This window comes from Enterobacter sp. CPE_E863, from assembly GCF_046521465.1.
GTDB classification, from domain to species: Bacteria; Pseudomonadota; Gammaproteobacteria; order Enterobacterales; family Enterobacteriaceae; genus Enterobacter; species Enterobacter adelaidei.
Map to the genome: position 1 here is coordinate 3,259,393 of NZ_JBKFZX010000001.1, position 21,711 is coordinate 3,281,103.

At 55.7% G+C, this 21,711-nt stretch carries 18 protein-coding genes; 10 read left to right on the forward strand and 8 right to left on the reverse strand.

Annotated elements, in window-relative coordinates; translation table 11 throughout:
- Positions 1-30 precede the first annotated feature (30 nt).
- Genes celB through ACLHV8_RS16100 form a run of 3 tightly spaced genes read left to right on the forward strand, consistent with a single transcriptional unit; the run spans position 31 to position 3,734 of the window.
- On the forward strand, positions 31-1,350 hold the full coding sequence (gene celB / locus ACLHV8_RS16090) for a PTS cellobiose transporter subunit IIC (RefSeq protein ID WP_208594490.1): 1,320 nt from the start codon (positions 31-33) through the stop codon (positions 1,348-1,350).
- A 3-nt stretch (positions 1,351-1,353) separates the two neighbouring features.
- Positions 1,354-2,310: a N(4)-(beta-N-acetylglucosaminyl)-L-asparaginase gene (locus ACLHV8_RS16095; protein WP_028016128.1), complete on the forward strand. Its 957-nt coding sequence runs from the start codon at positions 1,354-1,356 to the stop codon at positions 2,308-2,310.
- Positions 2,310-3,734 (forward strand): leucyl aminopeptidase family protein, encoded by a 1,425-nt coding sequence (locus ACLHV8_RS16100; protein ID WP_208594510.1) that lies wholly within the window; start codon positions 2,310-2,312, stop codon positions 3,732-3,734. Before ACLHV8_RS16095 ends, ACLHV8_RS16100 begins: the two co-directional genes overlap by 1 nt.
- A 42-nt stretch (positions 3,735-3,776) precedes the next feature.
- On the opposite strand, the gene ACLHV8_RS16105 is transcribed toward ACLHV8_RS16100, so the two are convergent.
- From ACLHV8_RS16105 to ACLHV8_RS16120, 4 genes are all read right to left on the reverse strand, one after another.
- Positions 3,777-4,478 carry a DnaA inactivator Hda gene (locus tag ACLHV8_RS16105; protein ID WP_218064865.1) on the reverse strand — a complete coding sequence of 234 codons (702 nt, stop codon included), beginning with the start codon at positions 4,476-4,478 and terminating at the stop codon, positions 3,777-3,779.
- Between the two features lie 95 nt (positions 4,479-4,573).
- Positions 4,574-5,863, reverse strand: a complete 1,290-nt coding sequence (uraA, locus tag ACLHV8_RS16110; protein ID WP_049007806.1) for a uracil permease — start codon at positions 5,861-5,863, stop codon at positions 4,574-4,576.
- Positions 5,864-5,946: 83 nt separating this feature from the next.
- Positions 5,947-6,573, reverse strand: a complete 627-nt coding sequence (gene upp / locus ACLHV8_RS16115; RefSeq protein WP_008501641.1) for a uracil phosphoribosyltransferase — start codon at positions 6,571-6,573, stop codon at positions 5,947-5,949.
- A 217-nt stretch (positions 6,574-6,790) separates the two neighbouring features.
- Entirely contained in the window at positions 6,791-8,221 is a 1,431-nt protein-coding gene (locus tag ACLHV8_RS16120) for a 6-phospho-beta-glucosidase (RefSeq protein ID WP_208594489.1), read from the reverse strand.
- 266 nt (positions 8,222-8,487) lie between these two features.
- Between ACLHV8_RS16120 and purM the strand changes: the two genes are divergently transcribed.
- From purM to ppx, 4 genes are all read left to right on the forward strand, one after another.
- Complete coding sequence (purM, locus tag ACLHV8_RS16125; protein ID WP_208594488.1) at positions 8,488-9,525, forward strand: phosphoribosylformylglycinamidine cyclo-ligase; 1,038 nt, start codon at positions 8,488-8,490, stop codon at positions 9,523-9,525.
- A complete protein-coding gene (gene purN, locus ACLHV8_RS16130) occupies positions 9,522-10,163 on the forward strand; it encodes a phosphoribosylglycinamide formyltransferase (RefSeq protein WP_208594487.1) in 642 nt (213 codons plus the stop codon). Before purM ends, purN begins: the two co-directional genes overlap by 4 nt.
- Before the next feature lie 204 nt (positions 10,164-10,367).
- Entirely contained in the window at positions 10,368-12,428 is a 2,061-nt protein-coding gene (gene ppk1 / locus ACLHV8_RS16135; RefSeq protein ID WP_208594486.1) for a polyphosphate kinase 1, read from the forward strand.
- Positions 12,429-12,431: 3 nt separating this feature from the next.
- On the forward strand, positions 12,432-13,970 hold the full coding sequence (gene ppx, locus ACLHV8_RS16140) for an exopolyphosphatase (protein ID WP_028016120.1): 1,539 nt from the start codon (positions 12,432-12,434) through the stop codon (positions 13,968-13,970).
- Between the two features lie 4 nt (positions 13,971-13,974).
- On the opposite strand, the gene ACLHV8_RS16145 is transcribed toward ppx, so the two are convergent.
- Positions 13,975-16,215 (reverse strand): EAL domain-containing protein, encoded by a 2,241-nt coding sequence (locus ACLHV8_RS16145; RefSeq protein ID WP_208594485.1) that lies wholly within the window; start codon positions 16,213-16,215, stop codon positions 13,975-13,977.
- 353 nt (positions 16,216-16,568) lie between these two features.
- Between ACLHV8_RS16145 and ACLHV8_RS16150 the strand changes: the two genes are divergently transcribed.
- The 3 genes from ACLHV8_RS16150 (at position 16,569) to ACLHV8_RS16160 (ending at position 17,972) form a co-directional block, all read left to right on the forward strand.
- Positions 16,569-16,757: a YfgG family protein gene (locus ACLHV8_RS16150; RefSeq protein ID WP_028016118.1), complete on the forward strand. Its 189-nt coding sequence runs from the start codon at positions 16,569-16,571 to the stop codon at positions 16,755-16,757.
- Between the two features lie 208 nt (positions 16,758-16,965).
- Positions 16,966-17,217 (forward strand): DUF6130 family protein, encoded by a 252-nt coding sequence (locus tag ACLHV8_RS16155; protein WP_108090882.1) that lies wholly within the window; start codon positions 16,966-16,968, stop codon positions 17,215-17,217.
- An 11-nt stretch (positions 17,218-17,228) separates the two neighbouring features.
- Positions 17,229-17,972: an alpha/beta fold hydrolase gene (locus ACLHV8_RS16160; RefSeq protein WP_108090883.1), complete on the forward strand. Its 744-nt coding sequence runs from the start codon at positions 17,229-17,231 to the stop codon at positions 17,970-17,972.
- A gap of 89 nt (positions 17,973-18,061) precedes the next feature.
- On the opposite strand, the gene iolB is transcribed toward ACLHV8_RS16160, so the two are convergent.
- Genes iolB through ACLHV8_RS16175 form a run of 3 tightly spaced genes read right to left on the reverse strand, consistent with a single transcriptional unit; the run spans position 18,062 to position 21,702 of the window.
- Entirely contained in the window at positions 18,062-18,886 is an 825-nt protein-coding gene (gene iolB, locus ACLHV8_RS16165; protein ID WP_208594484.1) for a 5-deoxy-glucuronate isomerase, read from the reverse strand.
- A 9-nt stretch (positions 18,887-18,895) separates the two neighbouring features.
- Positions 18,896-19,786, reverse strand: coding sequence for a myo-inosose-2 dehydratase (gene iolE, locus ACLHV8_RS16170; protein WP_208594483.1), 891 nt, complete (start codon positions 19,784-19,786; stop codon positions 18,896-18,898).
- Positions 19,787-19,797: 11 nt separating this feature from the next.
- On the reverse strand, positions 19,798-21,702 hold the full coding sequence (locus ACLHV8_RS16175; protein ID WP_208594482.1) for a bifunctional 5-dehydro-2-deoxygluconokinase/5-dehydro-2-deoxyphosphogluconate aldolase: 1,905 nt from the start codon (positions 21,700-21,702) through the stop codon (positions 19,798-19,800).
- Between the last annotated feature and the right edge of the window lie 9 nt (positions 21,703-21,711).

A 21,711-nucleotide genomic window follows, 5' to 3' on the forward strand; every position in this document is an offset into this window, starting at 1 on the left:
AACACCACTCAATCTTGTACGGAGTTCACAATGAACAATGTTCTGGGATTTCTTGAAGCAAAACTGATGCCGCTGGCGGCCAAAACGGCTCAGCAGCGTCATCTGGGTGCGATTCGCGGTGCCTACGTTTCATTCATGCCATTTATCATCGTCGGCTCTATTCTGCTGGTGATCTCGTCGTTCCCGAATCAAACCTACCAGCAGTTTATGTCTCAGGCCTTTGGTGAAAGCTGGAGTGCCATTATCGAGATCCCGTTTAATGCGGTGTTCTCGACCATGTCGCTGTTCATCAGCTTCCTGGTGGCGTTTCGCCTGGCCGAGCACTACGGTGAAGATCGCATCTCCTGCGGTATTCTGGCGCTGGTCGCCTTCCTGATCCTGACGCCCTTTATCAAAGTGGCTGAAAACGGTGGCATTACCGTGATACCCGTTGAGTGGATTGGCAGTAAAGGGCTGTTTGTGGCGATGATAGGTTCGCTGCTGTGGACGGAGCTGTTCTGCTGGCTGAAGCGCAAAAATCTGGTCATCAAAATGCCGGATGGCGTACCGCCAGCGGTGCAGGAGTCGTTCGCCGCGCTGATCCCGGCGCTGCTGGTGATGATTCTGGTGCTGATTATTCGCATCGTCTTTGAAAATACCCACTACAACACCATTCACCAGTTCATTTATGAAGTCGTTGCTACACCGGTGCGTCACTACGGCACCTCTTACTTTGGCGCGCTGATGACCGTCTTCAGCATCACTATTCTGTGGTCAGTGGGCATTAACTCAGGCTCGATGATCAACGGCATTATTCGCCCGTTGTGGATGGAGAACCAGACCGACAACATCGCTGCTATCCAGGCCGGCACAACCCCGCCGCACATCATCACCGAGCAATTTTTTGACATGATCTGGATGGGCGGCGCAGGGGCAACGCTGTCGCTGGTGATTGCGATGCTCATTTTTGCCCGCAGTAAAAATATGCGCGAAGTCGCACGACTGGGCGCGGGGGCATCGGTGTTCAATATCAACGAGCCAATATTGTTTGGCCTGCCGGTGATCATGAACCCCATAATGCTCATTCCCTTCAATCTTGTCCCACTGGTGCTGGTCACCGTGCAGTATGCAGCAATGAAAATTGGCGCGGTTGCCGTCACTACCGGGGTGTTTATCCCCTGGACGCTGCCTCCCGTCATCAGCGGTTTTATCGTCACCGGACACCTCAGCGGCAGCGTCATGCAGCTTATCAACCTGCTGATTGGCGCCATGCTGTATCTACCTTTCATGCGTATCGTGGACAAACAGTACCGCGCGGCGGAAATTGCCACCGTTACGCAATCCGACACCACCCTTGCAAAACAGGAGTAAAGCATGTGGGGAATTATCGCAACCTGGCGAATGGCGCTTGAAGGAGTAACAGAGTCTGCGTCGGCGCTGGCTGCGGGGAAACCGGTCGCTGCGGCGGTGGTGGATGCCGTAGCGACCGTCGAAGACTTTCCGCTTTATAAATCTGTCGGTTACGGCGGGCTGCCAACGGAGAACGGTGAAGTTGAGCTGGATGCTGCTTATATGGATGGCGACACGCTGGCCTTTGGCGCAGTCGGTAACCTGGTGGATATCGCTAACCCGGTACGCGTGGCCCACGCGCTGAGTCGCCAGCGCTATAACAGCCTTCTGGTTGGCCAGGGTGCTCGGGAATGGGCGCTAAGCCAGGGTTTTGCCAACAAAACCATGCTCACCGACCGGGCAATGCAGCATTACCGCAAACGCTGCCGGGAGACGCTGGACAAGGGCCTGAGTCCCTATGATGGCCACGATACCGTCGGCATTATCGGCCTCGATAAACAAGGTTCGATGAGCGTCGCGACCTCCACCAGCGGGCTATTTATGAAAAAGCGGGGGCGGATTGGTGATTCACCAATAATTGGCTCCGGGTTTTACTGCGACAGTGAAACCGGTGCAGCCACCGCCACGGGCGTCGGTGAAGATCTGATGAAAGGCTGTACCAGCTATGAAATCGTTCGTCGTATGGCGCAGGGAATGTCGCCGCAGCAGGCTGCCGACTCGGTCGTCTTTGAGCTGGAGGACAGACTTATGTCGCGCTTCGGTCGTGTGGGCGATCTTTCCGTCGTTTGCATGAACAACAAGGGCGAATTTGGCGCTGCGACCAACATCAAAACGTTCTCGTTCGTGGTTGCTACCGCTCGCCAGCCTCTTACTGTGTTTCGTACCGAGCGTCTGCATGAGAAGACACATTATCAGGCCGTGGATGAGGAATGGATGCAGGCTTACGCCGCGCGGATCCGCGCGCCGATTGAGGAACAATGATGATTACATATCAGCTTATTACTGCGCTTTCAGATGCGAAGCCGCAGAGCCATTTAATCGCCCGTACCACCTGTAACCTGCTGCCGAAGACAGCGCTTATCGCCGAGATGCGTGACCCGGATTGCATCACGGACACCCGCTTTGGCTGCGCGCCTTTTTCCCGAATCACCCTGCTGCCGGATGCGCTCTGGCACGATAGCCTGACCGAAGAATTACTCACGGCACTGCGCCCACTCCTGGCCTCACCCGCCAGTCCTGATGTGGTACTGGACGTCACGGATATCAACGATGTTGTGCTGGCGCAAGTACTGCGTTTTCTCTTTAATCAGGCACACAGGCTCAGCGACTTAAAGCTAAAGAAAACCAACGAATCAGCGGTACGTCTACAGCATATAACCGCTCTTTGTTTGCCGGAGCAGCAGGACAGACTCGAGGCTATCTTCCACCAGCAGCAGGCCATTGCCCATGGCATGGTGGCGGCACGGCGTCTGGCGGATATGCCATCCGATCGCTGCACGCCTGAGTATGTAGTGGAAGAGGCACAAAAACGGTGTGCCGACTTCCCCGCCCTGCGATGTGAAGTACTCGATGAAACACAAATCATTGAACAAGGTCTGGGGCTGTTGCACGCCGTGGGCAAAGGGGCATCCTGTCCGCCACGTCTGCTGGCCATCCACTATGACGGAGTCACTGAGGGCCCGGTGCGCTGCTACGTGGGTAAAGGCATTACGTTTGATACCGGTGGCTTGTGGCTGAAAGAAGGCGCGGGCATGTATACCATGAAGTATGACATGTGCGGGGCGGCAAACGTGCTGGGGCTGATGCTGACCGTCGCAGAGCTGGCGCTGCCCGTACGCATCATGGGCGTGCTGGCGCTGGCGGAAAATGCCATCGGTCCCGATGCCATGCAGCCCGGTACGGTCGCACGCGCCTGCAACGGCACTACGGTTGAAATCAACAACACCGATGCCGAAGGTCGGCTGGTACTGGCAGATGCGATTGCCTGGGCCAGTAAGAGGCATCCGCAGGCGCGCTATATTATTGATATGGCCACACTCACTGGCGCGGTGGTCAAAGCGCTGGGGTATGAACTGAGCGGATTGATGACGCAGGATGAGCCCCTGCGTCAGGCACTGACCCGCGCGGGTAAACAGAGCGGCGATGAAGTCTGGTCGCTACCGCTGGATGCACGGCTGAAAAAGCAGACCGACAGCGCCATCGCCGATCTCTGCAATACACCAGGCAATAACGCGGCAATCAGTGCCTCGGCGGCGTGGCTGCTACATCACTTTTGTCCACCAACGATCCCGTGGGCGCATCTGGATATCAGCGGCACGGCGCTGTGGCGTGAGAACGGGCGAAGCGTGGCGTCGGGGAGACCAGTTCCGCTGCTGGTGGAGCATTTGTTGAGGGATTGCGTCTGATTGTTTTGCCCGGTTAGGCGCTGCCGCCACCGGGCAAAAAACTTAAAGCTTGAGAATATCTTTCACAAACGGAATCGTCAGCTTGCGCTGGGCGGTAATGGAGGCGCGATCGAGCTGATCGAGCGTATCAAAGAGGGTACGCATTTCACGATCCAGACGCTTGAGCAGAAAACGGCCCACGTCTTCCGGCAGCTCAAACCCACGCTGCTTTGCGCGCAGCTGTAACGCCTGGAGCTTGTCTTCATCCGACAGCGGCTGGAGCTTATAGATTTGTCCCCAGTCCAGACGAGATGCCAGATCCGGCAGCCCCAGATTGAGCTGGCGTGGCGGACGATCGCCGGTGATCAGCAGCCGGGTTTTACCCGACTCCAGAATGCGGTTGTAGAGGTTAAAAATCGCCATTTCCCACGGCTCATCCCCCGCCACGCATTCGATATTATCAATGCAGACCAGTGAGAGATGTTCCATTCCCTCCATCACTTCAGGCACAAACCAGGTACGTTTATCCAGCGGCACATAACCTACCGCATCACCACGCGCAGAAAGCTCCGCACAGGCGGCATGCAGCAGGTGGCTGCGCCCCGCGCCTTCGCGTGACCAGATATAGATGTATCCGCTGTGTTCCTGACGCAGCACGTTTTGCAGTGCAGCCAGTAAAGAGGGGTTATCACCCGGCCAGAAACTCGCGAAAGTTTCGTCGTCAGGGAGATAAAGTGGCAGAGAGAGCTGTGCCGGTCCGTTCAGAAGTACCTCAACCAGATCTTACATAAAATCGGAACGGAGTTTAACACGGAACCAGCAAGGAGAGAACCGGGCGGATCGCCCACCCGGTTTTACGATCAATGTGACGCTTTTTCGCTTTCGTCGGCGTCCAGCACCACCTCTTCCGGGCGGATCACGGAAATCAGCTTGAAAATCAAGCTCAGGCCCACGCCAACGATGGTCGCCAGCGCCATGCCTTTCAGCTCGGCCGCACCGATGTGCACCTTGGCACCGCTCACGCCGATGATCAGGATCACGGAGGTCAGGATCAGGTTCTGCGCTTTGCTGTAATCCACTTTGGATTCAATCAGCACACGAATACCAGACGCTCCGATTACCCCGTAAAGCAGCAGAGAAACACCGCCCATCACCGGTACCGGGATGATCTGGATCGCCGCCGCCAGTTTGCCCACACAAGACAGCAGGATAGCAATGATGGCCGCACCGCCGATAACCCAGGTACTGTAGACACGGGTAATGGCCATCACCCCGATGTTCTCACCGTAAGTGGTGTTTGGCGTAGAGCCAAAGAAACCGGAGATAATGGTAGAGAAGCCGTTAGCAAACATAGAACGGTGCAGACCCGGGTCGCGGATCAGATCGCGTTTCACGATATTTGCCGTCACCACCAGGTGACCAACGTGCTCAGCAATCACCACCAGCGCCGCAGGCAGGATAGTGAAGATAGCAAACCATTCAAAGCGTGGTGTATAGAAGGTTGGCAGGGCAAACCAGTGCGCCTGGGCAATTGGCGTGGTATCGACAACACCCATCATAAAGGAGAGCGCATAACCCGCCAGCACCCCGATCAGAATCGGGATAATCGCCATGAAACCACGGAACAGCACGGAGCCAAACACCGTTACGCCCAGCGTCACCAGAGAAATGATAATGGTTTTGGAATCCGGTGACTGACCGTCAGCAGGCAGTAAACCAGCCATATTCGCCGCCACACCGGCCAGTTCCAGACCGATAACGGCAACGATTGCGCCCATCGCCGCAGGCGGGAACATCACGTCCAGCCAGCCAGTACCGGCTTTCTTCACAATGAAGGACACCACGCAGAACAGCACGCCACACATGATAAAGCCGCCCAGCGCCACTTCGTACCCAAGCGGTAGCAGCAACAGGACCGGAGAAATAAAGGCGAAGCTCGACCCCAGATACGCCGGGATTTTGCCTTTACAGATAAAGAGGTACAACAGCGTCCCGATACCGTTGAACAGCAGTACGGTAGCCGGGTTAATGTGAAACAGGATTGGCACCAGCACGGTTGCGCCAAACATAGCGAACAGGTGCTGCAAACTAAGCGGGATAGTCTGTAAAAGCGGCGGTCTTTCACTCACCCCGATAGCACGGCGCGTCATAGTGTTTTCCTCTGAGTAGTATTGTTGGTGTTTTATTCAAAAAAAAGCCGACTATCAAAGTCGGCTTATTTATCGTTATTCGATTACTTAGTACCAAAAATCTTATCGCCGGCATCGCCAAGCCCCGGGATGATGTACCCGTGCTCATTCAGCCCCTGGTCGATAGATGCGGTATACAGCTCAACGTCCGGGTGCGCTTTTTCCAGCGCCGCGATACCTTCCGGTGCCGCAACCAGCACCAGCACTTTAATGCTGCTGCAGCCCGCTTTTTTCAGCAGGTCAATGGTGGCAATCATAGAACCGCCGGTTGCCAGCATTGGGTCAACCACCAGCGCCATACGCTCGTCGATGTTAGACACCAGCTTCTGGAAGTAAGGAACCGGCTCCAGCGTCTCTTCATTACGGTAGATACCGACGACGCTGATACGCGCGCTTGGCACGTGCTCCAGCACACCTTCCATCATGCCAAGACCGGCACGCAGAATAGGCACAACGGTAATTTTCTTACCTTTGATCTGTTCAACCTGCACCGGGCCGTTCCAGCCTTCGATGGTGACTTTTTCTGTTTCCAGATCGGAGGTTGCTTCGTAGGTCAGCAGGCTGCCCACTTCAGAAGCCAGTTCGCGAAAACGCTTCGTGCTGATGTCATGCTCACGCATCAGGCCCAACTTGTGTTTAACGAGTGGGTGTTTCACTTCCACAATCTTCATTCTCTTTCTCCTCTGAGGTGGCATCCGCAAAAAAATCGCGGGATTATACCGCTTTTTTCGGATTAGGCCATACCCATCTTGCTTGACAGCGATCAAGCAAAGATAAAAAAACCGGAGGTATATCTCCGGCTTGAGTGCGAGGTTCTGCCCGGTGGCGCTACGCTTACGCGGGCCTACGGAAAGTGTAGGTCGGGTAAGCGTTAGCGCCACCCGACAATTACAGGTTATCGCCGTTGCTCGCAATCATCTGCTTATACCAGTCGAACGACTTCTTCTTGCTGCGGTTCAGCGTGCCGTTGCCTTCGTTATCTTTGTCGACAAAGATAAAGCCGTAGCGTTTTTTCATTTCGCCGGTACCGGCAGACACCAGGTCAATACAGCCCCACGGGGTATACCCCATCAGGTCAACGCCATCTTCAACCACCGCTTTTTTCATTTCACGGATGTGCGCCGCAAGATAATCAATGCGGTACTGGTCGTTCACCGTGCCGTCGCTCTCCTGCACGTCAATAGCACCAAAACCGTTCTCAACGATGAACAGCGGCAACTGGTAGTGATCCCAGAACCAGTTCAGGGAGTAACGCAGCCCAACCGGGTCAATCTGCCAGCCCCAGTCGGATTTCTGCACATATGGGTTGGAGACCAGGCTCTTGCTCTCGTCGTAATCCAGCTGCGGGTTGTCAGCCGTCGCTTTGGTGGCGAAGGACATGTAATAGCTGAATCCGATGTAGTCCACACATCCCTGCTTAAGTGCGGCTTTATCTTCTTCGGTAATATCCAACGCAAAGCCACGACGCTCAAAGTAGTTGAGCAGGTGCTGCGGATACTTGCCGCGTACGTGAACGTCGGTAAACCAGTAACGACGGTGCATGGCATTCATCGCCATCATCATGTCGTCTGGCGCGCAGGTCAGCGGATAAATCGGGCACATGGCAATCATGCAGCCGATTTGCAGCGACGGGTTAATCTCACGCCCCGCTTTTACCGCCAGTGCACTGGCTACAAGCTCATAGTGCGCGGCCTGGAACATTACCGGCTCACGGTCTTCGCCCGGCTCATACTTCAACCCGGAGTTGGTAAACGGCGCAAAGTCTTCGTGGAAGTTCGCCTGGTTGTTGATCTCGTTAAAGGTCATCCAGTACTTCACTTTGTGCTGATAACGCTGGAAAACCACTTTTGAGAAACGGACAAAGAAATCGATCAGTTTACGGTTACGCCAGCCGCCGTATTCGGTGACCAGATGGAAAGGCATCTCGAAGTGAGAGAGTGTGATGACCGGCTCAATGCCGTGCTTCAGGCACTCGTCGAACAGATCGTCATAGAATTTCAGGCCAGCCTCGTTAGGTTCCAGCTCATCCCCTTTCGGGAAGATCCGCGTCCAGGCTATCGAAGTGCGGAAGCATTTGAACCCCATCTCGGCAAAGAGTTTGATGTCTTCTTTATAACGATGGTAGAAGTCGATGGCTTCATGGTTAGGGTAATTTTTCCCCTGCAACACGCCGTTGGTGATTTCACGCGGCACGCCATGCGCGCCCGCGGTCATGACATCGGCAACGCTAACGCCTTTTCCACCCTCTTTCCAGCCCCCTTCCAGCTGATGCGCCGCAACCGCACCACCCCACAGAAAACCTTCTTTAAATCCTGACATTCTCTTTCCCTCATTCTGCGTTATTTTCTGCAAAAACAATTACAGAAACCGGTTTCATCTGAATGATGTGCAAAGGTGATTCCTGTTGCAAGGAGAAAACCGAAACCGGTTTCATTTTCGTGAACAGACTCAAGTTTGGACACATTGGCAGGCCGCACAGAAAAAAAAATCGTCTCACCGAGAATAGGCTCGCAAACGTTTGCCTGGACTGTTAGAATTGCGCCGATTTTTCTTACTAGCTATGCAATCGCGTGGGGACTTGAGCCGTGACCAACAAAACTTCTCTCAGCTACAAAGATGCCGGTGTTGATATTGACGCAGGTAATGCGCTGGTTGACCGAATCAAAGGTGTGGTGAAAAAAACCCGCCGCCCGGAAGTGATGGGTGGTCTGGGTGGATTCGGCGCACTGTGCGCGCTGCCGCAAAAATATCGTGAACCTGTTCTGGTCTCGGGTACTGATGGTGTAGGTACAAAACTGCGCCTGGCGATGGATTTAAAACGTCATGACACGATCGGTATCGATCTGGTCGCGATGTGTGTGAATGACCTGGTCGTTCAGGGTGCTGAACCGCTGTTCTTCCTCGATTATTACGCGACCGGTAAACTGGACGTGGATACCGCAGCCAGCGTGATTAACGGTATTGCCGAAGGGTGTCTGCAGTCAGGCTGCGCGCTGGTCGGCGGTGAAACCGCAGAAATGCCAGGCATGTATCACGGCGAAGATTATGACGTCGCTGGTTTCTGCGTCGGCGTGGTAGAAAAATCAGAAATTATCGACGGCAGCAAAGTGGCTGATGGTGATGTCCTGATCGCACTGGCATCCAGCGGCCCGCACTCTAACGGCTACTCTCTGGTACGTAAAATCATCGAAGTCAGCGGTTGCGACCCACAGACCACTGAACTGGATGGCAAACCGCTTGCCGATCACCTGCTGGCCCCGACCCGCATTTACGTGAAAAACGTGCTGGAACTGATCGAAAACGTCGACGTTCATGCGATTGCCCACCTGACCGGTGGCGGCTTCTGGGAAAATATCCCGCGCGTTCTGCCGGACAACACCCAGGCAGTGATCGACGAATCCTCCTGGCAGTGGCCGGCCGTCTTTAACTGGCTGCAGACCGCAGGCAACGTCAGCTCTCACGAAATGTACCGCACCTTTAACTGCGGCGTGGGTATGATTATCGCCCTGCCAGCAAGCGAAGCGGATAAAGCGGTTAAACTGCTGACAGAGAAAGGTGAAAACGCGTGGAAAATCGGTACTATTAAAGCTTCCGATTCCGAACAACGTGTGGTCATTGAATGAAAAACATCGTGGTGCTCATTTCCGGTAACGGAAGCAATTTGCAGGCAATAATTGACGCCTGCAAACAGAAGAAGATCAATGGCACCATTCGGGCAGTATTCAGCAACAAGGCCGACGCGTTCGGCCTTGAGCGAGCCCGGGAAGCGAGTATTCCCGCGCACGCGCTGGAAGCCAGCCAGTTCGCCGGGCGTGAAGCCTTTGACCGCGAGCTGGTTCAGGAAATTGATGCCTACGCGCCTGATGTCGTAGTGCTGGCGGGGTATATGCGTATCCTGAGCCCGGCTTTTGTTGAGCATTATGCCGGACGCCTGCTGAATATCCACCCTTCTCTGCTACCGAAGTATCCTGGTCTGCACACCCATCGTCAGGTTCTGGAAAACGGCGATGAAGAACATGGTACCTCCGTGCATTTCGTTACCGACGAACTGGATGGTGGCCCGGTGATCCTGCAGGCGAAAGTGCCGGTCTTTGAAGGCGATAACGAAGAAGACGTGACCGAACGCGTACAGGTCCAGGAACATGCCATTTATCCGCTGGTGGTAAGCTGGTTTGTCGACGGGCGTCTGGAGATGCGCGACGGCGCTGCCTGGCTCGACGGCGTGAAGTTACCCCAGCAGGGTTATGCGGCCGAAGAGTAGTGTGTTATGTCGGGTGGCGCTACGCCTACCCGACTTACAAATTGCATTACCCGATATTCCCTTCTCCAACCCTCTAAAATCCCCAACAAAAAAAATAACTGTCATACTTTTCTGGCACTGTTGGACATATCGTGGAAATGCTCGCCATAATAAGGACGAGACGGATTTACCACGTCCTGTGATTGAACTGGAGTGTGAGCTGTAATGGGTCAGGAAAAGTTATATATCGAGAAAGAGCTAAGCTGGTTAGCATTCAACGAACGTGTACTCCAGGAAGCGGCTGACAAAAGTAACCCGCTTATCGAGCGCATGCGTTTTTTGGGTATTTACTCCAACAACCTGGATGAGTTCTACAAGGTTCGTTTTGCCGAGCTGAAACGGCGAATCATCATCAGCGAAGAACAGGGCCTAAACTCTCACTCGCGGCATCTGCTGGGCAAAATCCAGTCCCGTGTGTTGAAAGCCGATCAGGAATTTGATGGCCTGTATAACGAACTGCTGCTGGAAATGGCGCGCAATCAAATCTTCCTGATTAACGAACGACAGCTTTCCGTTAACCAACAAAACTGGCTGCGCCATTACTTCAAACAGTATCTGCGTCAGCACATCACCCCGATTCTGATCAACCGCGAAACCGACCTGGTGCAGTTCCTGAAAGATGACTACACCTACCTGGCGGTGGAAATTATCCGCGGTGATTCGATCCGCTACGCGCTGCTTGAGATCCCGTCCGACAAGGTGCCGCGCTTTGTGAACCTGCCGCCGGAAACCCCGCGCAGACGCAAACCGATGATCCTGCTGGATAACATCCTGCGCTACTGTCTGGACGATATCTTCAAAGGCTTCTTCGATTACGATGCATTAAACGCCTATTCCATGAAGATGACCCGTGACGCCGAATATGACCTGGTGCACGAGATGGAAGCCAGCCTGATGGAGCTGATGTCTTCCAGCCTGAAACAGCGTTTGACGGCCGAGCCGGTGCGCTTCGTTTATCAGCGTGACATGCCAGACGCCATGGTTGAAATGCTGCGCGAAAAACTGACGATTTCCCGCTATGACTCCATTGTACCGGGCGGTCGCTACCACAACTTTAAAGACTTTATTGGCTTCCCGAACGTCGGCAAAGCCAATCTGGTCAACAAACCGCTACCGCGGTTACGTCATATCTGGTTCGATAAATTCCGCAACGGATTCGATGCCATCCGTGAACGCGATGTCCTGCTCTACTATCCGTATCACACGTTTGAACACGTGCTGGAACTGCTGCGCCAGGCCTCTTTCGACCCGAACGTGCTGGCTATCAAGATCAACATCTACCGCGTGGCCAAAGATTCACGCATCATCGATGCCATGATCCATGCCGCGCACAACGGTAAGAAAGTGACCGTGGTCGTTGAGTTGCAGGCCCGTTTCGACGAAGAAGCCAACATTCACTGGGCTCGTCGTCTGACGGAAGCAGGTGTTCACGTTATTTTCTCTGCTCCAGGCCTGAAAATTCACGCCAAGCTGTTCCTGATCTCCCGTAAAGAGGGTGACGACGTGGTGCGTTATGCCCACATCGGTACCGGGAACTTCAACGAGAAAACCGCACGAATTTATACCGACTACTCGCTGCTGACCGCCGATGCCCGCATCACTAACGAGGTGCGTCGGGTCTTTAACTTTATTGAGAACCCGTACCGTCCGGTAAGCTTCGACTATCTGCTGGTCTCGCCGCAGAACTCGCGCCGCCTGCTGTACGATATGATCGATAAAGAGATCGCCAATGCCCAGAAAGGGCTGTCATCCGGCATTACGCTGAAGCTCAACAATCTGGTCGACAAAGGGCTGGTGGACCGCCTGTACGCGGCGTCCTGTTCCGGCGTACCGGTTAACCTGCTGATCCGCGGTATGTGCTCCCTGATCCCTGAACTGGAAGGCATCAGCGACAATATTCGCGTCATCAGCATTGTTGACCGTTACCTGGAACACGATCGCGTCTATATTTTCGATAATGCGGGTGACAAACAGGTTTACCTCTCTTCTGCAGACTGGATGACACGCAATATTGACTATCGAATTGAAGTCGCAGCACCGCTGCTGGATCCGCGACTGAAGCAGCAGATCCTCGACATCATCGAGATTCTGTTCAGCGATACGGTGAAAGCACGCTATATCGACAAAGAACTCAGTAACCGCTATGTACCGCGCGGCAACCGCCGTAAAGTGCGGTCGCAACTGGCGATTTACGACTATATCAAATCACTCGAGCAACCCGATTAACCTATGCCGATAAATGATAAGACCCCACGCCCGCAGGAATTCGCCGCGGTCGATCTTGGCTCTAACAGTTTCCACATGGTCATCGCCCGTGAGGTGGATGGAGCGCTGCAGATCATCGGTCGTCTGAAGCAGCGTGTACACCTGGCGGACGGTCTTGATGAACGCAGCATGCTTAGCGAAGAGGCAATGGAGCGCGGCCTGAACTGCCTGTCGCTGTTTGCCGAACGTCTGCAGGGCTTCTCGCCTTCCAGCGTCTGCATCGTGGGCACCCACACCCTGCGCCAGGCGCTGAACGCGCCTGAATTTCTCAAGCGGGCCGAAAAAGTGATCCCCTACCCGATTGAGATCATCTCCGGTAACGAGGAAGCGCGTCTGATTTTCATGGGGGTTGAGCACACCCAGCCGGAAAAAGGGCGCAAGCTGGTGATCGACATTGGCGGCGGTTCAACTGAGCTGGTAATCGGCGAAGACTTTGAGCCGCGTCTGGTGGAAAGTCGTCGTATGGGCTGCGTCAGCTTCGCGCAGATGTATTTCCCGGGTGGCACCATCACCCGTGAAAACTTCCAGCGGGCGCGTATGGCCGCCATCCAGAAACTGGAAAACCTCGCCTGGCAGTACCGTATTCAGGGCTGGAATGTGGCGCTGGGCGCATCGGGTACCATCAAAGCGGCCCATGAAGTGCTGCTGGCGATGGGCGAGAAAGACGGGTTTATCACGCCTGAACGCCTGATATTGCTGACTGAAGAAGTGCTAAAGCATAAAAGTTTTGACGCCTTGAGCCTGCCGGGTCTTTCCGACGAGCGTAAAGCGGTGTTTGTGCCGGGTCTGGCTATCCTCTGCGGCGTATTTGATGCGCTGGCCATCAAGGAGCTGCGTCTTTCTGACGGCGCCCTGCGTGAAGGTGTGCTGTATGAGATGGAAGGCCGTTTCCGCCATCAGGATATTCGCAGCCGCACTGCACAAAGCCTGGCAAACCAGTACAACATCGATCGTGAGCAGGCAAAGCGCGTGCTGGAAACGACCGTTCAGATGTACGACCAATGGCAGGAACAAAATCCTAAGCTGGCGCATCCGCAGCTTGCCGCCCTGCTGAAATGGGCAGCAATGCTGCATGAAGTGGGACTGAACATTAACCACAGCGGGATGCATCGCCACTCAGCGTACATTCTGCAAAACAGCGATTTACCAGGCTTCAACCAGGAGCAGCAGACCATGATGGCCACGCTGGTGCGTTATCACCGCAAAGCCATCAAGCTCGACGATCTGCCTCGCTTCACGCTGTTCAAGAAAAAGCAGTTCCTGCCGCTTATTCAGCTCCTGCGTCTGGGCGTGCTGCTTAATAATCAGCGTCAGGCCACCACCACACCGCCAACACTGAAGCTGAAAACCGACGACCACCACTGGACGCTGAGCTTCCCGCACGACTGGTTTAGCCAGAACGCGCTGGTCCTGCTGGACCTGGAAAAAGAGCAGCAGTACTGGGAAGCGGTCACCGGCTGGCTACTCAAAATCGAAGAAGAGAGTGCCGACGTCGCCGCGTAACGGCTCAGGCGTCCGCACAGGACGCCTCTGCCTCCAGCAGTGATTCCAGTGCGACCGGTCTGCCAATCAGGTATCCCTGCACATAATCAATACCTAGCGCGTGAACCGCGCTACGTATCTCTTCAGTTTCGACATATTCTGCCACCACCAGCATTTTCTTCATTCGCGCCAGATGGCAGATTGACGCCACTATCTGATAATCCAGACTGTTGTTAACGATGTTCTGCACAAAACTGCCGTCGATTTTGAGAATATCAGCGTCCACGCTTTTCAGCCGGGCATAGCTCGCATAGCCGGTACCAAAATCATCAATGGCAATGCGTACCCCCATCTTCTGCAACTGACCGAGGATCTGTTGTGCCTGCTCAGCACTGCCGAACGTGCTGCACTCCGTCACCTCAAAGATCAGTTGCCACGGTTCGATGGCGTATTTCGTCAGCAAACGACTTACCTCAAGCGGGAACTGCACTCTGCAAACGGTTGAAGGGGCCAGATTAATGGCAAACCGCTGGCCGGGCAGCCTTTCGCGATGTGTTGCCAGAACGCGTAGCGTGTGGTCCAGCACCCATAAATCCACCCGCGATGACAAACCAAACTCCTGCGCAACGGGCAGGAATTGGTCGGGGGAGATCAATCCCCCATTTGCATCCTGCATCCGCAGCAAGACTTCGTGGTAGCGATCGCCCCGCTGGCCGCAAACAGGCTGCACTAACAGCATAAATGCGTTGTTCTCGAGAGCCCTCTGCAGACGGCTCATCATTGCGACTTTATCCTTCAGGCTACGCTGCAAATGGACAGCGCCACGCTGCTGAAGATTTTCGGGGTGGTTGGAGGAAAGCGACAAGTCCGCAACCATCCCCAGCTCCCCCAGGACCAGATGGAGATGGTTCACCGGTGACCGCACATAGCAGTAGCTCACACCCACCTGAGGCTGTAGCGGCATACCATCCCAGACAAAGCGGAACTGTTTGATATGCTCATCCAGGGTTTCAATCCGCTGCTGGTGGGATTCCGCGTTGAGTCGAATCGCCAGGTCGCACCCGGTCAGGTGGTAGACCTTCTCATTGGACTGGAGTTTGTCATTAATCCATTGCGCCAGCTGCTGTTTGTACAAAATGCGCAGCAACACGCCGTAATTTCGCCCCAAAATTTCCAGTTCAGGAATACGCAGCAAACAAAGCGCCGACCAGGGGTTTTTAGCCAGATCGTTTAATAACGACCGCAGGTTAGGCATATGTACGACAGGGTCGAGTAGCGCCAGTCTGCGGGAGCGTTGATTCACGGTACGCTGATGCGTCGCCAGCATCGACATGTAAATCACCACAAACGAAAAGACCAGATAGCTGGAAGAGGTGATCGCCAGTTGAATGTCATAACCCTGATGCAACGGGATATAGCGGTAAAAATAGTGAATGGACACCAGCAAGACTGGCGTCCAGATCAGTGACACCAGCTTATAACCAAAGCGCATTGCGGCCCAGAGCATCACCGGCATCAATAACGACAGGGTGTAGTTGGTGGAAAAAATTGAGCTGTTTTCATTCATGGGGAGCAACAGCAGCAAAAGCAGCCCGCCAAGGGCAAATGCCCAAATCAAAAACTCAGCGACCGTCACCTTTTTCTCTATCTGCATACGGATCTGCGAGATGAGGTTTTTGATGTAACGCGGATGGCGAATCAGACGGATCAGCAGATAGCTCAACGGTACCCCCGTCAGCCCGCTGACCAGCAGTGTCTGATAGTTAATGAGCGTACGAATATTAAGGGGGGATAATCCCGCAAGGCTCTGGCGACTCTCGTACACACCCAGATAAACCGCAAACTGAAACAGCACCAGAAATAGCGTCGCGGGGCAGAAAACCTGCCAGAAAATGCGCTGCGCCATCAGCCGGGTGTCCCCGTACGCCGTCATATTGCGTCCGGGAGCAAACACCCGGTATCCCCCCCAACTGAGCACTATCGGGACGATAAAATGAAGCATACCGGCGACGGTTTCAAACAGCCCAACCGATGGGTAATAGCGGATAAACAGCGACAACGCGATCCCGGGAAGCGCTTCCAGGCCAAAGAACATCATCAGCGAAAGCAAAAATGAGAGGGGTAAATAATAGAGCGCCACAATACCTTCGCCCAGTTTCGTGAACGTATTCGCGACGCTCAGCACGGGGAGTAAAACCACAGGTAAAATAAGCGGCAATGCCCACCAGCGGTCTTCATTGTTTTTCAGAAAAGCAATAATGTTCATAGATGCCCGGTTAAACCCCTTTCTCTCCAGAGGGAAAATAAAGACAGGCATCCGACCTGACGTGCGAGCCGCCCGGCAACGTTGAGGGCGAACAGTGTGGAGGGAGGATTTTAAATATCAGGACAGGGAATCCGTTGACTTAAATCAAACTACTTTACGCAAACAACCTTTTCTGCCGATTTTTTTGCAATAATTTTCTTCACATTATCAATATGGTAAATGTAATTATTAACTCTAATAACATTAATTAATGTAACTATTGACGGTTATTTACACATTGCAGAATTGACCCCCTCTTCCCGCTGTGCCTTAATATCCCTATCGCCCAAAAGGGCATGTCCAGGAAAAACACAGTGAGTCAGGCCACGCGTATGCGCAAACGACATCGATTTAACACCCGAATGACCCGCATCATACTGCTCATCAGCTTCCTGTTTTTCTTTGGCCGCTTCGTTTACTCTTCGATTGGCGCCTGGTATCACCATCAGGATAAGACCCAGTCACAGCAATCCAGTCTGACCGTCGACACCGCTGACCGCTAGGCCGCCGGAGGGTTTTGCACTCTTTGAATAATGCCTGCAATCCCTTTGCTAAGGATCTTATCCTGCAGCCCGGCAAACTGTATCGCACTGTATCCACAGCGCCACGCTGACAAACGGGTACAAAACGCCGCCTCCGGCAAATATCTCTGATACATAAAAATGGTTTTCTTTCCCTGTCGTCATTCAGAACCGATGAGGAGAGACACCGATGATTCGTCGATACACACTTTTCCCCCTACTCGCCCTGGCATCCGTCGCATATGTCCAGGCCGCCCCTCTGGACAACCTCAGCGCCACTGACGTTAACGGTCCCGCCGCCGTTGCGCCGCTGGAACACCCACAACCGCCCGCTGGAAAACACAAGGTGACCATTATTCTGGCCGACCCAACGCATAAGCCTCTTGACCATAAAACTCTTGAATTCACCGTGCCAGCGCATGCGCCGGTCCACCATTTCTGAGGAGCCTGAAGATGAAAGCATTATCGTTACTGACAGCGGGTTTGCTGGCGATTTCGGCCAGTGCTTTGGCGGAGAGTAAAACCAGCGTGGTGCTGGTGCATGGCGCGTTTGCCGACGGCAGCAGCTGGAATAAGGTGATTACTCTTTTGCAAAAACAACACACCGAGGTTATAGCCGTCCAGTTGCCGCTGACATCGCTAAAAGATGACGTAGCGGCCACGCAGCGAGCCATCGCCCGTGCACACGGGAATGTGGTGCTGGTGGGCCACTCCTGGGGAGGCACCGTGATTAGCGAAGCAGGCAACGATGCGCGGGTTAAATCGCTGGTGTACGTGGCGGCGTTCGCGCCGGATTCCGGTCAGTCGACGGCGGATCTGGCAGGAAGCTATCCTGCCCCGCCGGGCAGTGCGGGCATTGCTAAAACGGCGGACGGCTATTTATACCTGCCGACAGAAGCCGTCAGGAAGGACTTCGCGCCTGACGTGAAGCCAGCCATTCAAGATACGATTGCAGCCACGCAGGGGCCAATTAAGGTCGAGGCGTTTGGTGAAAAGGTTGCCCACGCGGCGTGGCACGAGAAACCGAGCTGGTTTGTGGTCAGCAAGAATGACCGAATGATCAACCCCGCTCTTGAGCGCGCGATGGCGAAGACGATCCATGCGAAAACCGTCGAGGTGACGGCAAGCCACGTGTCGATGGTGAGCCAGCCGGAGGCTATCGCCCGGACGATTGAGCAGGCAAGGCGGATGCACTGAGAAAAATTCGCCCGGCGGCGCTACGCTTGCACGGGCCTACGATTTCGTAGGTCGGGTAAGCGCAGCGCCACCCGACAAGAAAGGCCGTCTCAGTCCCCCCTCTCTGCGGGATAATCCCGATTAATCCACGCGTGGTCCTCTTCCCAGGTGAACATCCATTTGCGCACCGGCCCGGCCATCACGTTGAGGTAGTAGCTGTCATACCCGGCCATTGTCGCCACCGGGTGATAGCCCTTCGGCACCATGACCACATCCCGGTTGTAGACCGCCATACACTCATCCAGCGTTCTGTCGTCGGTGTAAACACGCTGCATGCAGAATCCCTGTCCCGGGTTGAGGCGATGGTAATAGGTCTCCTCCAGATAGGTCTCCTGCGGCGGGTTGTCCGTGTCGTGCTTATGGCTCGGGTACGAGCTGGTACAGCCTTCGTTGGTCCAGACCTCCACCACCAGCAGGCTGTCGGCGGGTTTGTTTTCCGGCAGGATGTTATGCACGTAGCGCTGGTTGTGGCCCTTACCACGCGCTTCGCCGTCAATATCCTGCGGGGCTATCAGCCGCGTCGGGTACGTCCCTTTGCCGGGCGCGGCGCAGACCGCCAGCTCGACTTTCGTTAGCGCCTTCACCTGCACCGTCTCCTGTGAGGTGACGTACACCGCCCAGGGTTTGATGCGCTCGAACGGGCTCATCCGCTCGCCGATGTCAGTAAACTGTGCAGAAGGCGTGCTAATGGAAGCGCGCCCGGCCACCAATACCAGGCAGCGCTCTTCGCTGACGGCGGGCAGCGTCAGCGTCTGCCCCTCCTGCAGCTCATACGTCTCAAAGCCGACATACCCCCAACCGGCGCTTTCCGGCGTGACGGACTGAGTCCGCCCCTCAACGTTCGGCTGTTGCCAGCGCGATAACAGACGTGACATGGCACCTCCTCAGATAAGCCCGGCGTCGCGCGCCAGGCGGCTCAGGTTGTTATACCCCAGACGGGCGTAGGTCAGCGGATGGGCAATCGCCGGGTCCTGCTCGGCCTCCACCACCAGCCAGCCGTGATAGTCCTGCGCTTTCAGCAGTCGCATGATCGGCGGGTAGTTCACGCAGCCGTCGCCCGGCACGGTAAACACGCCGCTCAGCACCGCATCGAGGAAACTGGTTTTGCGGTTTTTGACGTCCGCCAGCACGTCGGCACGCACGTCTTTGCAGTGAACGTGGTTGATGCGCGACACCCAGCGCTGCGCCACCGCCAGCGGATCGGCCCCGGCAAAGGTCAGGTGGCCGGTATCCAGCAGTAACCCCACCGCATCGCCAGTGTGGATCATCAGGTTGTCCACGTCTTCAGCGGACTCAATCACCGTGCCCATATGATGATGGTAGGCAATCTGTACTCCCTGCTGCTGCGTATAGCGGGCAAATTCGGTGAGCTTCTCGCCATACTCTTTCCAGCGTTCCTGCGGGAAACGCGGGCGCAGGTGAACCGGCGTCTGCTGCTCGCCGTGAATGCAGCCGCTCACTTCCGCAAAAACCAGCACCTTCGCCCCCAGCTCGCGCAGCAGCGTCAGGTGGGACTGCACGGCAGCAATCTCGTCTTCAACGCTGCGTTCCAGCAGGCGGCCGGAATACCAGCCGGAGATCAGCTGCAGGTCGTGACGCTGCAGGATGGGGCCGAGCAGGCGCGCTTCACGTGGGAATTTATTACCCAGTTCGAACCCCGCGAATCCGGCCTCTTTCCCTTCGCTCAGGCAGGTCTCCAGAGATGTCTCTGCGCCCAGTGAAGGCAGATCGTCGTTCGTCCACGTCAGCGGGTTGATGCCCAGTTGTACACTCATTGTCGTCTCCATTATGCGTGTCCGCGCTCGCGCCACCAGGCGATAAGCTGCAGGTAGTTGTCCCGAATGCGCGCCACCAGCTGCGCATCGTCAATATCGTGTTTCAGCCATGCGCGGGAGGCATCGCCAAACAGCGTGCGTCCCACGGCGAAGCCTTTTACCAGCGCCTGTCCCGATGCGGCTTTGAAGTCGGCACGCAGCTGTTCTGCCGGAGCATCCAGACCCAGGATTACCACGCCGCGACAGTGCGGGTCCCGGCGCGCGATAATCTCGCTCAGCGCCGTCCAGCCCCCGGCAGAGAGCGGCGGCAGTTTCCACCAGTCGGGGTAGATGCCCAGGTTGTAGAAACGGGAAATGGCGCGCAGGTAGAGCTCGTCGCTGCGCGGCATGCTGGCGGGCAATATCACCTCCAGCAGCAGTTCATGTCCGGACTGACAGCAGGCGTGGTACACCTCAGCGATTTTCTGCTCCTGCTCCAGACGCAGGCCGTGGGCATCTTCCGGATGGAAAAAGACCAGGCACTTCACCACGTGCTCCTGCGGCCAGCTGATAAGCTGGGTACCAATGTTGCCGTGCTCCATCTCCAGCGGACGCGATCCCGGCAGTTCAATGGGACGACCAATCCACCACCCTTCCCCGGTGATGGCGTTCAGCGCATCCTGACCAAAGGTACCGTCGCACAGCAGGCCGGCTTTCCCCTCCAGCCCGGCAGAGCTTGCCGCCTCGCGGCTGGCCTGCAGGATCAGCTGCTTCAGGGCCGGAATGCGTTTGAGCGACGCGCCGCATTGCAGCGCCATATCCTCAAGCTGGCTGCGGTGATCGAAGGCCATCACGCACAGCTCCGGCCACTCGCGGCGGCGGGTGGTCACCCGGTGCAGATGGTTTAGACGCGGGTCGAGATCCGGGCGTGGAACGAGCGCGGCGCGGGAGAGGTAATCATCCAGCTCGATTTTGCTCGGCATCGCCGGCGCACAGCCGTGCCGCGAGACCACCAGCGCCCCACAGGCGTTGGCGTAGCGGCACGCCTGCTCCCAGCCCTCGTCGTTCAGATAACCGCGCAGCAGGCCGGACATAAACGCATCCCCCGCGCCGAGGACGTTCAGCACCTCCACGCGCACGCCGGTCACCGTCAGGCCGTCGTCCAGCCGAGGGGGAATAGCATCGGTATACACCGAGCATCCAAGCGCGCCGCGCTTGCACACCAGTGTCGCCTTGCTGACGTGGCGCACCTGCGCCAGCGCCTGCAACGTATCGGTGCTGCCCCCGGCAATATGAAACTCCTCTTCGGTGCCGACAATGACGTCGAAGAGGTGCAGCACTTCCTGCAGCTCGCGGGTGACCTGATCGGCGGCGATAAAACGCGTTTCGCCGTCGCCTAAGGAGGTTAGCCCCCACAGCACCGGACGGTAGTCGATGTCCAGCACCGTGCGCACGCCGTGACGGCGGGCGTAATTCAGCGCCGTCAGCACCGCCTCGCGGGTCTGCGGGTGAGAAAGGTGAGTCCCGGTGATGGCAAGACACCGTGCGGAGGCAATGTAGCTTTCGTCCACATCGCTGGCGGTAATCGCCATATCCGCGCAGTTATCGCGATAAAAAATCAGAGGAAAGGTGTCCCGGTCTTTAATGCCGAGCAGCACCAGCGCCGTGAGGCGGTCTTTATCGGTGATCAGATGGCTGGTATCGCAGCCCACCTGGTTTAACTCTTCCCGCAGGAAACGTCCCATATGCTCATCGCCGACACGCGCCAGCATTGACGAGCGTAGGCCCTGACGCGCGGTGCCGTACGCCACGTTGCCGGACGAGCCGCCGAGATATTTGGCGAAGCTCGACACATCCTCCAGACGGGCACCAATCTGCTGGCTGTAGAGGTCTACCGCCACGCGGCCCATGCATATCACATCAAACTGCTTTTCCACGTTGAACCC

What these genes read in the sequence shown, in the direction of transcription:
- iolB (WP_208594484.1), bottom strand. Translation starts at nt 18,886, where the DNA reads ATGTCACGTCTGTTATCGCGCTGGCAACAGCCGAACGTTGAGGGGCGG.
- ACLHV8_RS16145 (WP_208594485.1), bottom strand. Translation starts at nt 16,215, where the DNA reads ATGAACATTATTGCTTTTCTGAAAAACAATGAAGACCGCTGGTGGGCA.
- ACLHV8_RS16155 (WP_108090882.1), top strand. Translation starts at nt 16,966, where the DNA reads ATGATTCGTCGATACACACTTTTCCCCCTACTCGCCCTGGCATCCGTC.
- purN (WP_208594487.1), top strand. Translation starts at nt 9,522, where the DNA reads ATGAAAAACATCGTGGTGCTCATTTCCGGTAACGGAAGCAATTTGCAG.
- uraA (WP_049007806.1), bottom strand. Translation starts at nt 5,863, where the DNA reads ATGACGCGCCGTGCTATCGGGGTGAGTGAAAGACCGCCGCTTTTACAG.
- ppk1 (WP_208594486.1), top strand. Translation starts at nt 10,368, where the DNA reads ATGGGTCAGGAAAAGTTATATATCGAGAAAGAGCTAAGCTGGTTAGCA.
- ppx (WP_028016120.1), top strand. Translation starts at nt 12,432, where the DNA reads ATGCCGATAAATGATAAGACCCCACGCCCGCAGGAATTCGCCGCGGTC.
- upp (WP_008501641.1), bottom strand. Translation starts at nt 6,573, where the DNA reads ATGAAGATTGTGGAAGTGAAACACCCACTCGTTAAACACAAGTTGGGC.
- ACLHV8_RS16095 (WP_028016128.1), top strand. Translation starts at nt 1,354, where the DNA reads ATGTGGGGAATTATCGCAACCTGGCGAATGGCGCTTGAAGGAGTAACA.
- celB (WP_208594490.1), top strand. Translation starts at nt 31, where the DNA reads ATGAACAATGTTCTGGGATTTCTTGAAGCAAAACTGATGCCGCTGGCG.
- iolE (WP_208594483.1), bottom strand. Translation starts at nt 19,786, where the DNA reads ATGAGTGTACAACTGGGCATCAACCCGCTGACGTGGACGAACGACGAT.
- ACLHV8_RS16160 (WP_108090883.1), top strand. Translation starts at nt 17,229, where the DNA reads ATGAAAGCATTATCGTTACTGACAGCGGGTTTGCTGGCGATTTCGGCC.
- ACLHV8_RS16120 (WP_208594489.1), bottom strand. Translation starts at nt 8,221, where the DNA reads ATGTCAGGATTTAAAGAAGGTTTTCTGTGGGGTGGTGCGGTTGCGGCG.
- ACLHV8_RS16100 (WP_208594510.1), top strand. Translation starts at nt 2,310, where the DNA reads ATGATTACATATCAGCTTATTACTGCGCTTTCAGATGCGAAGCCGCAG.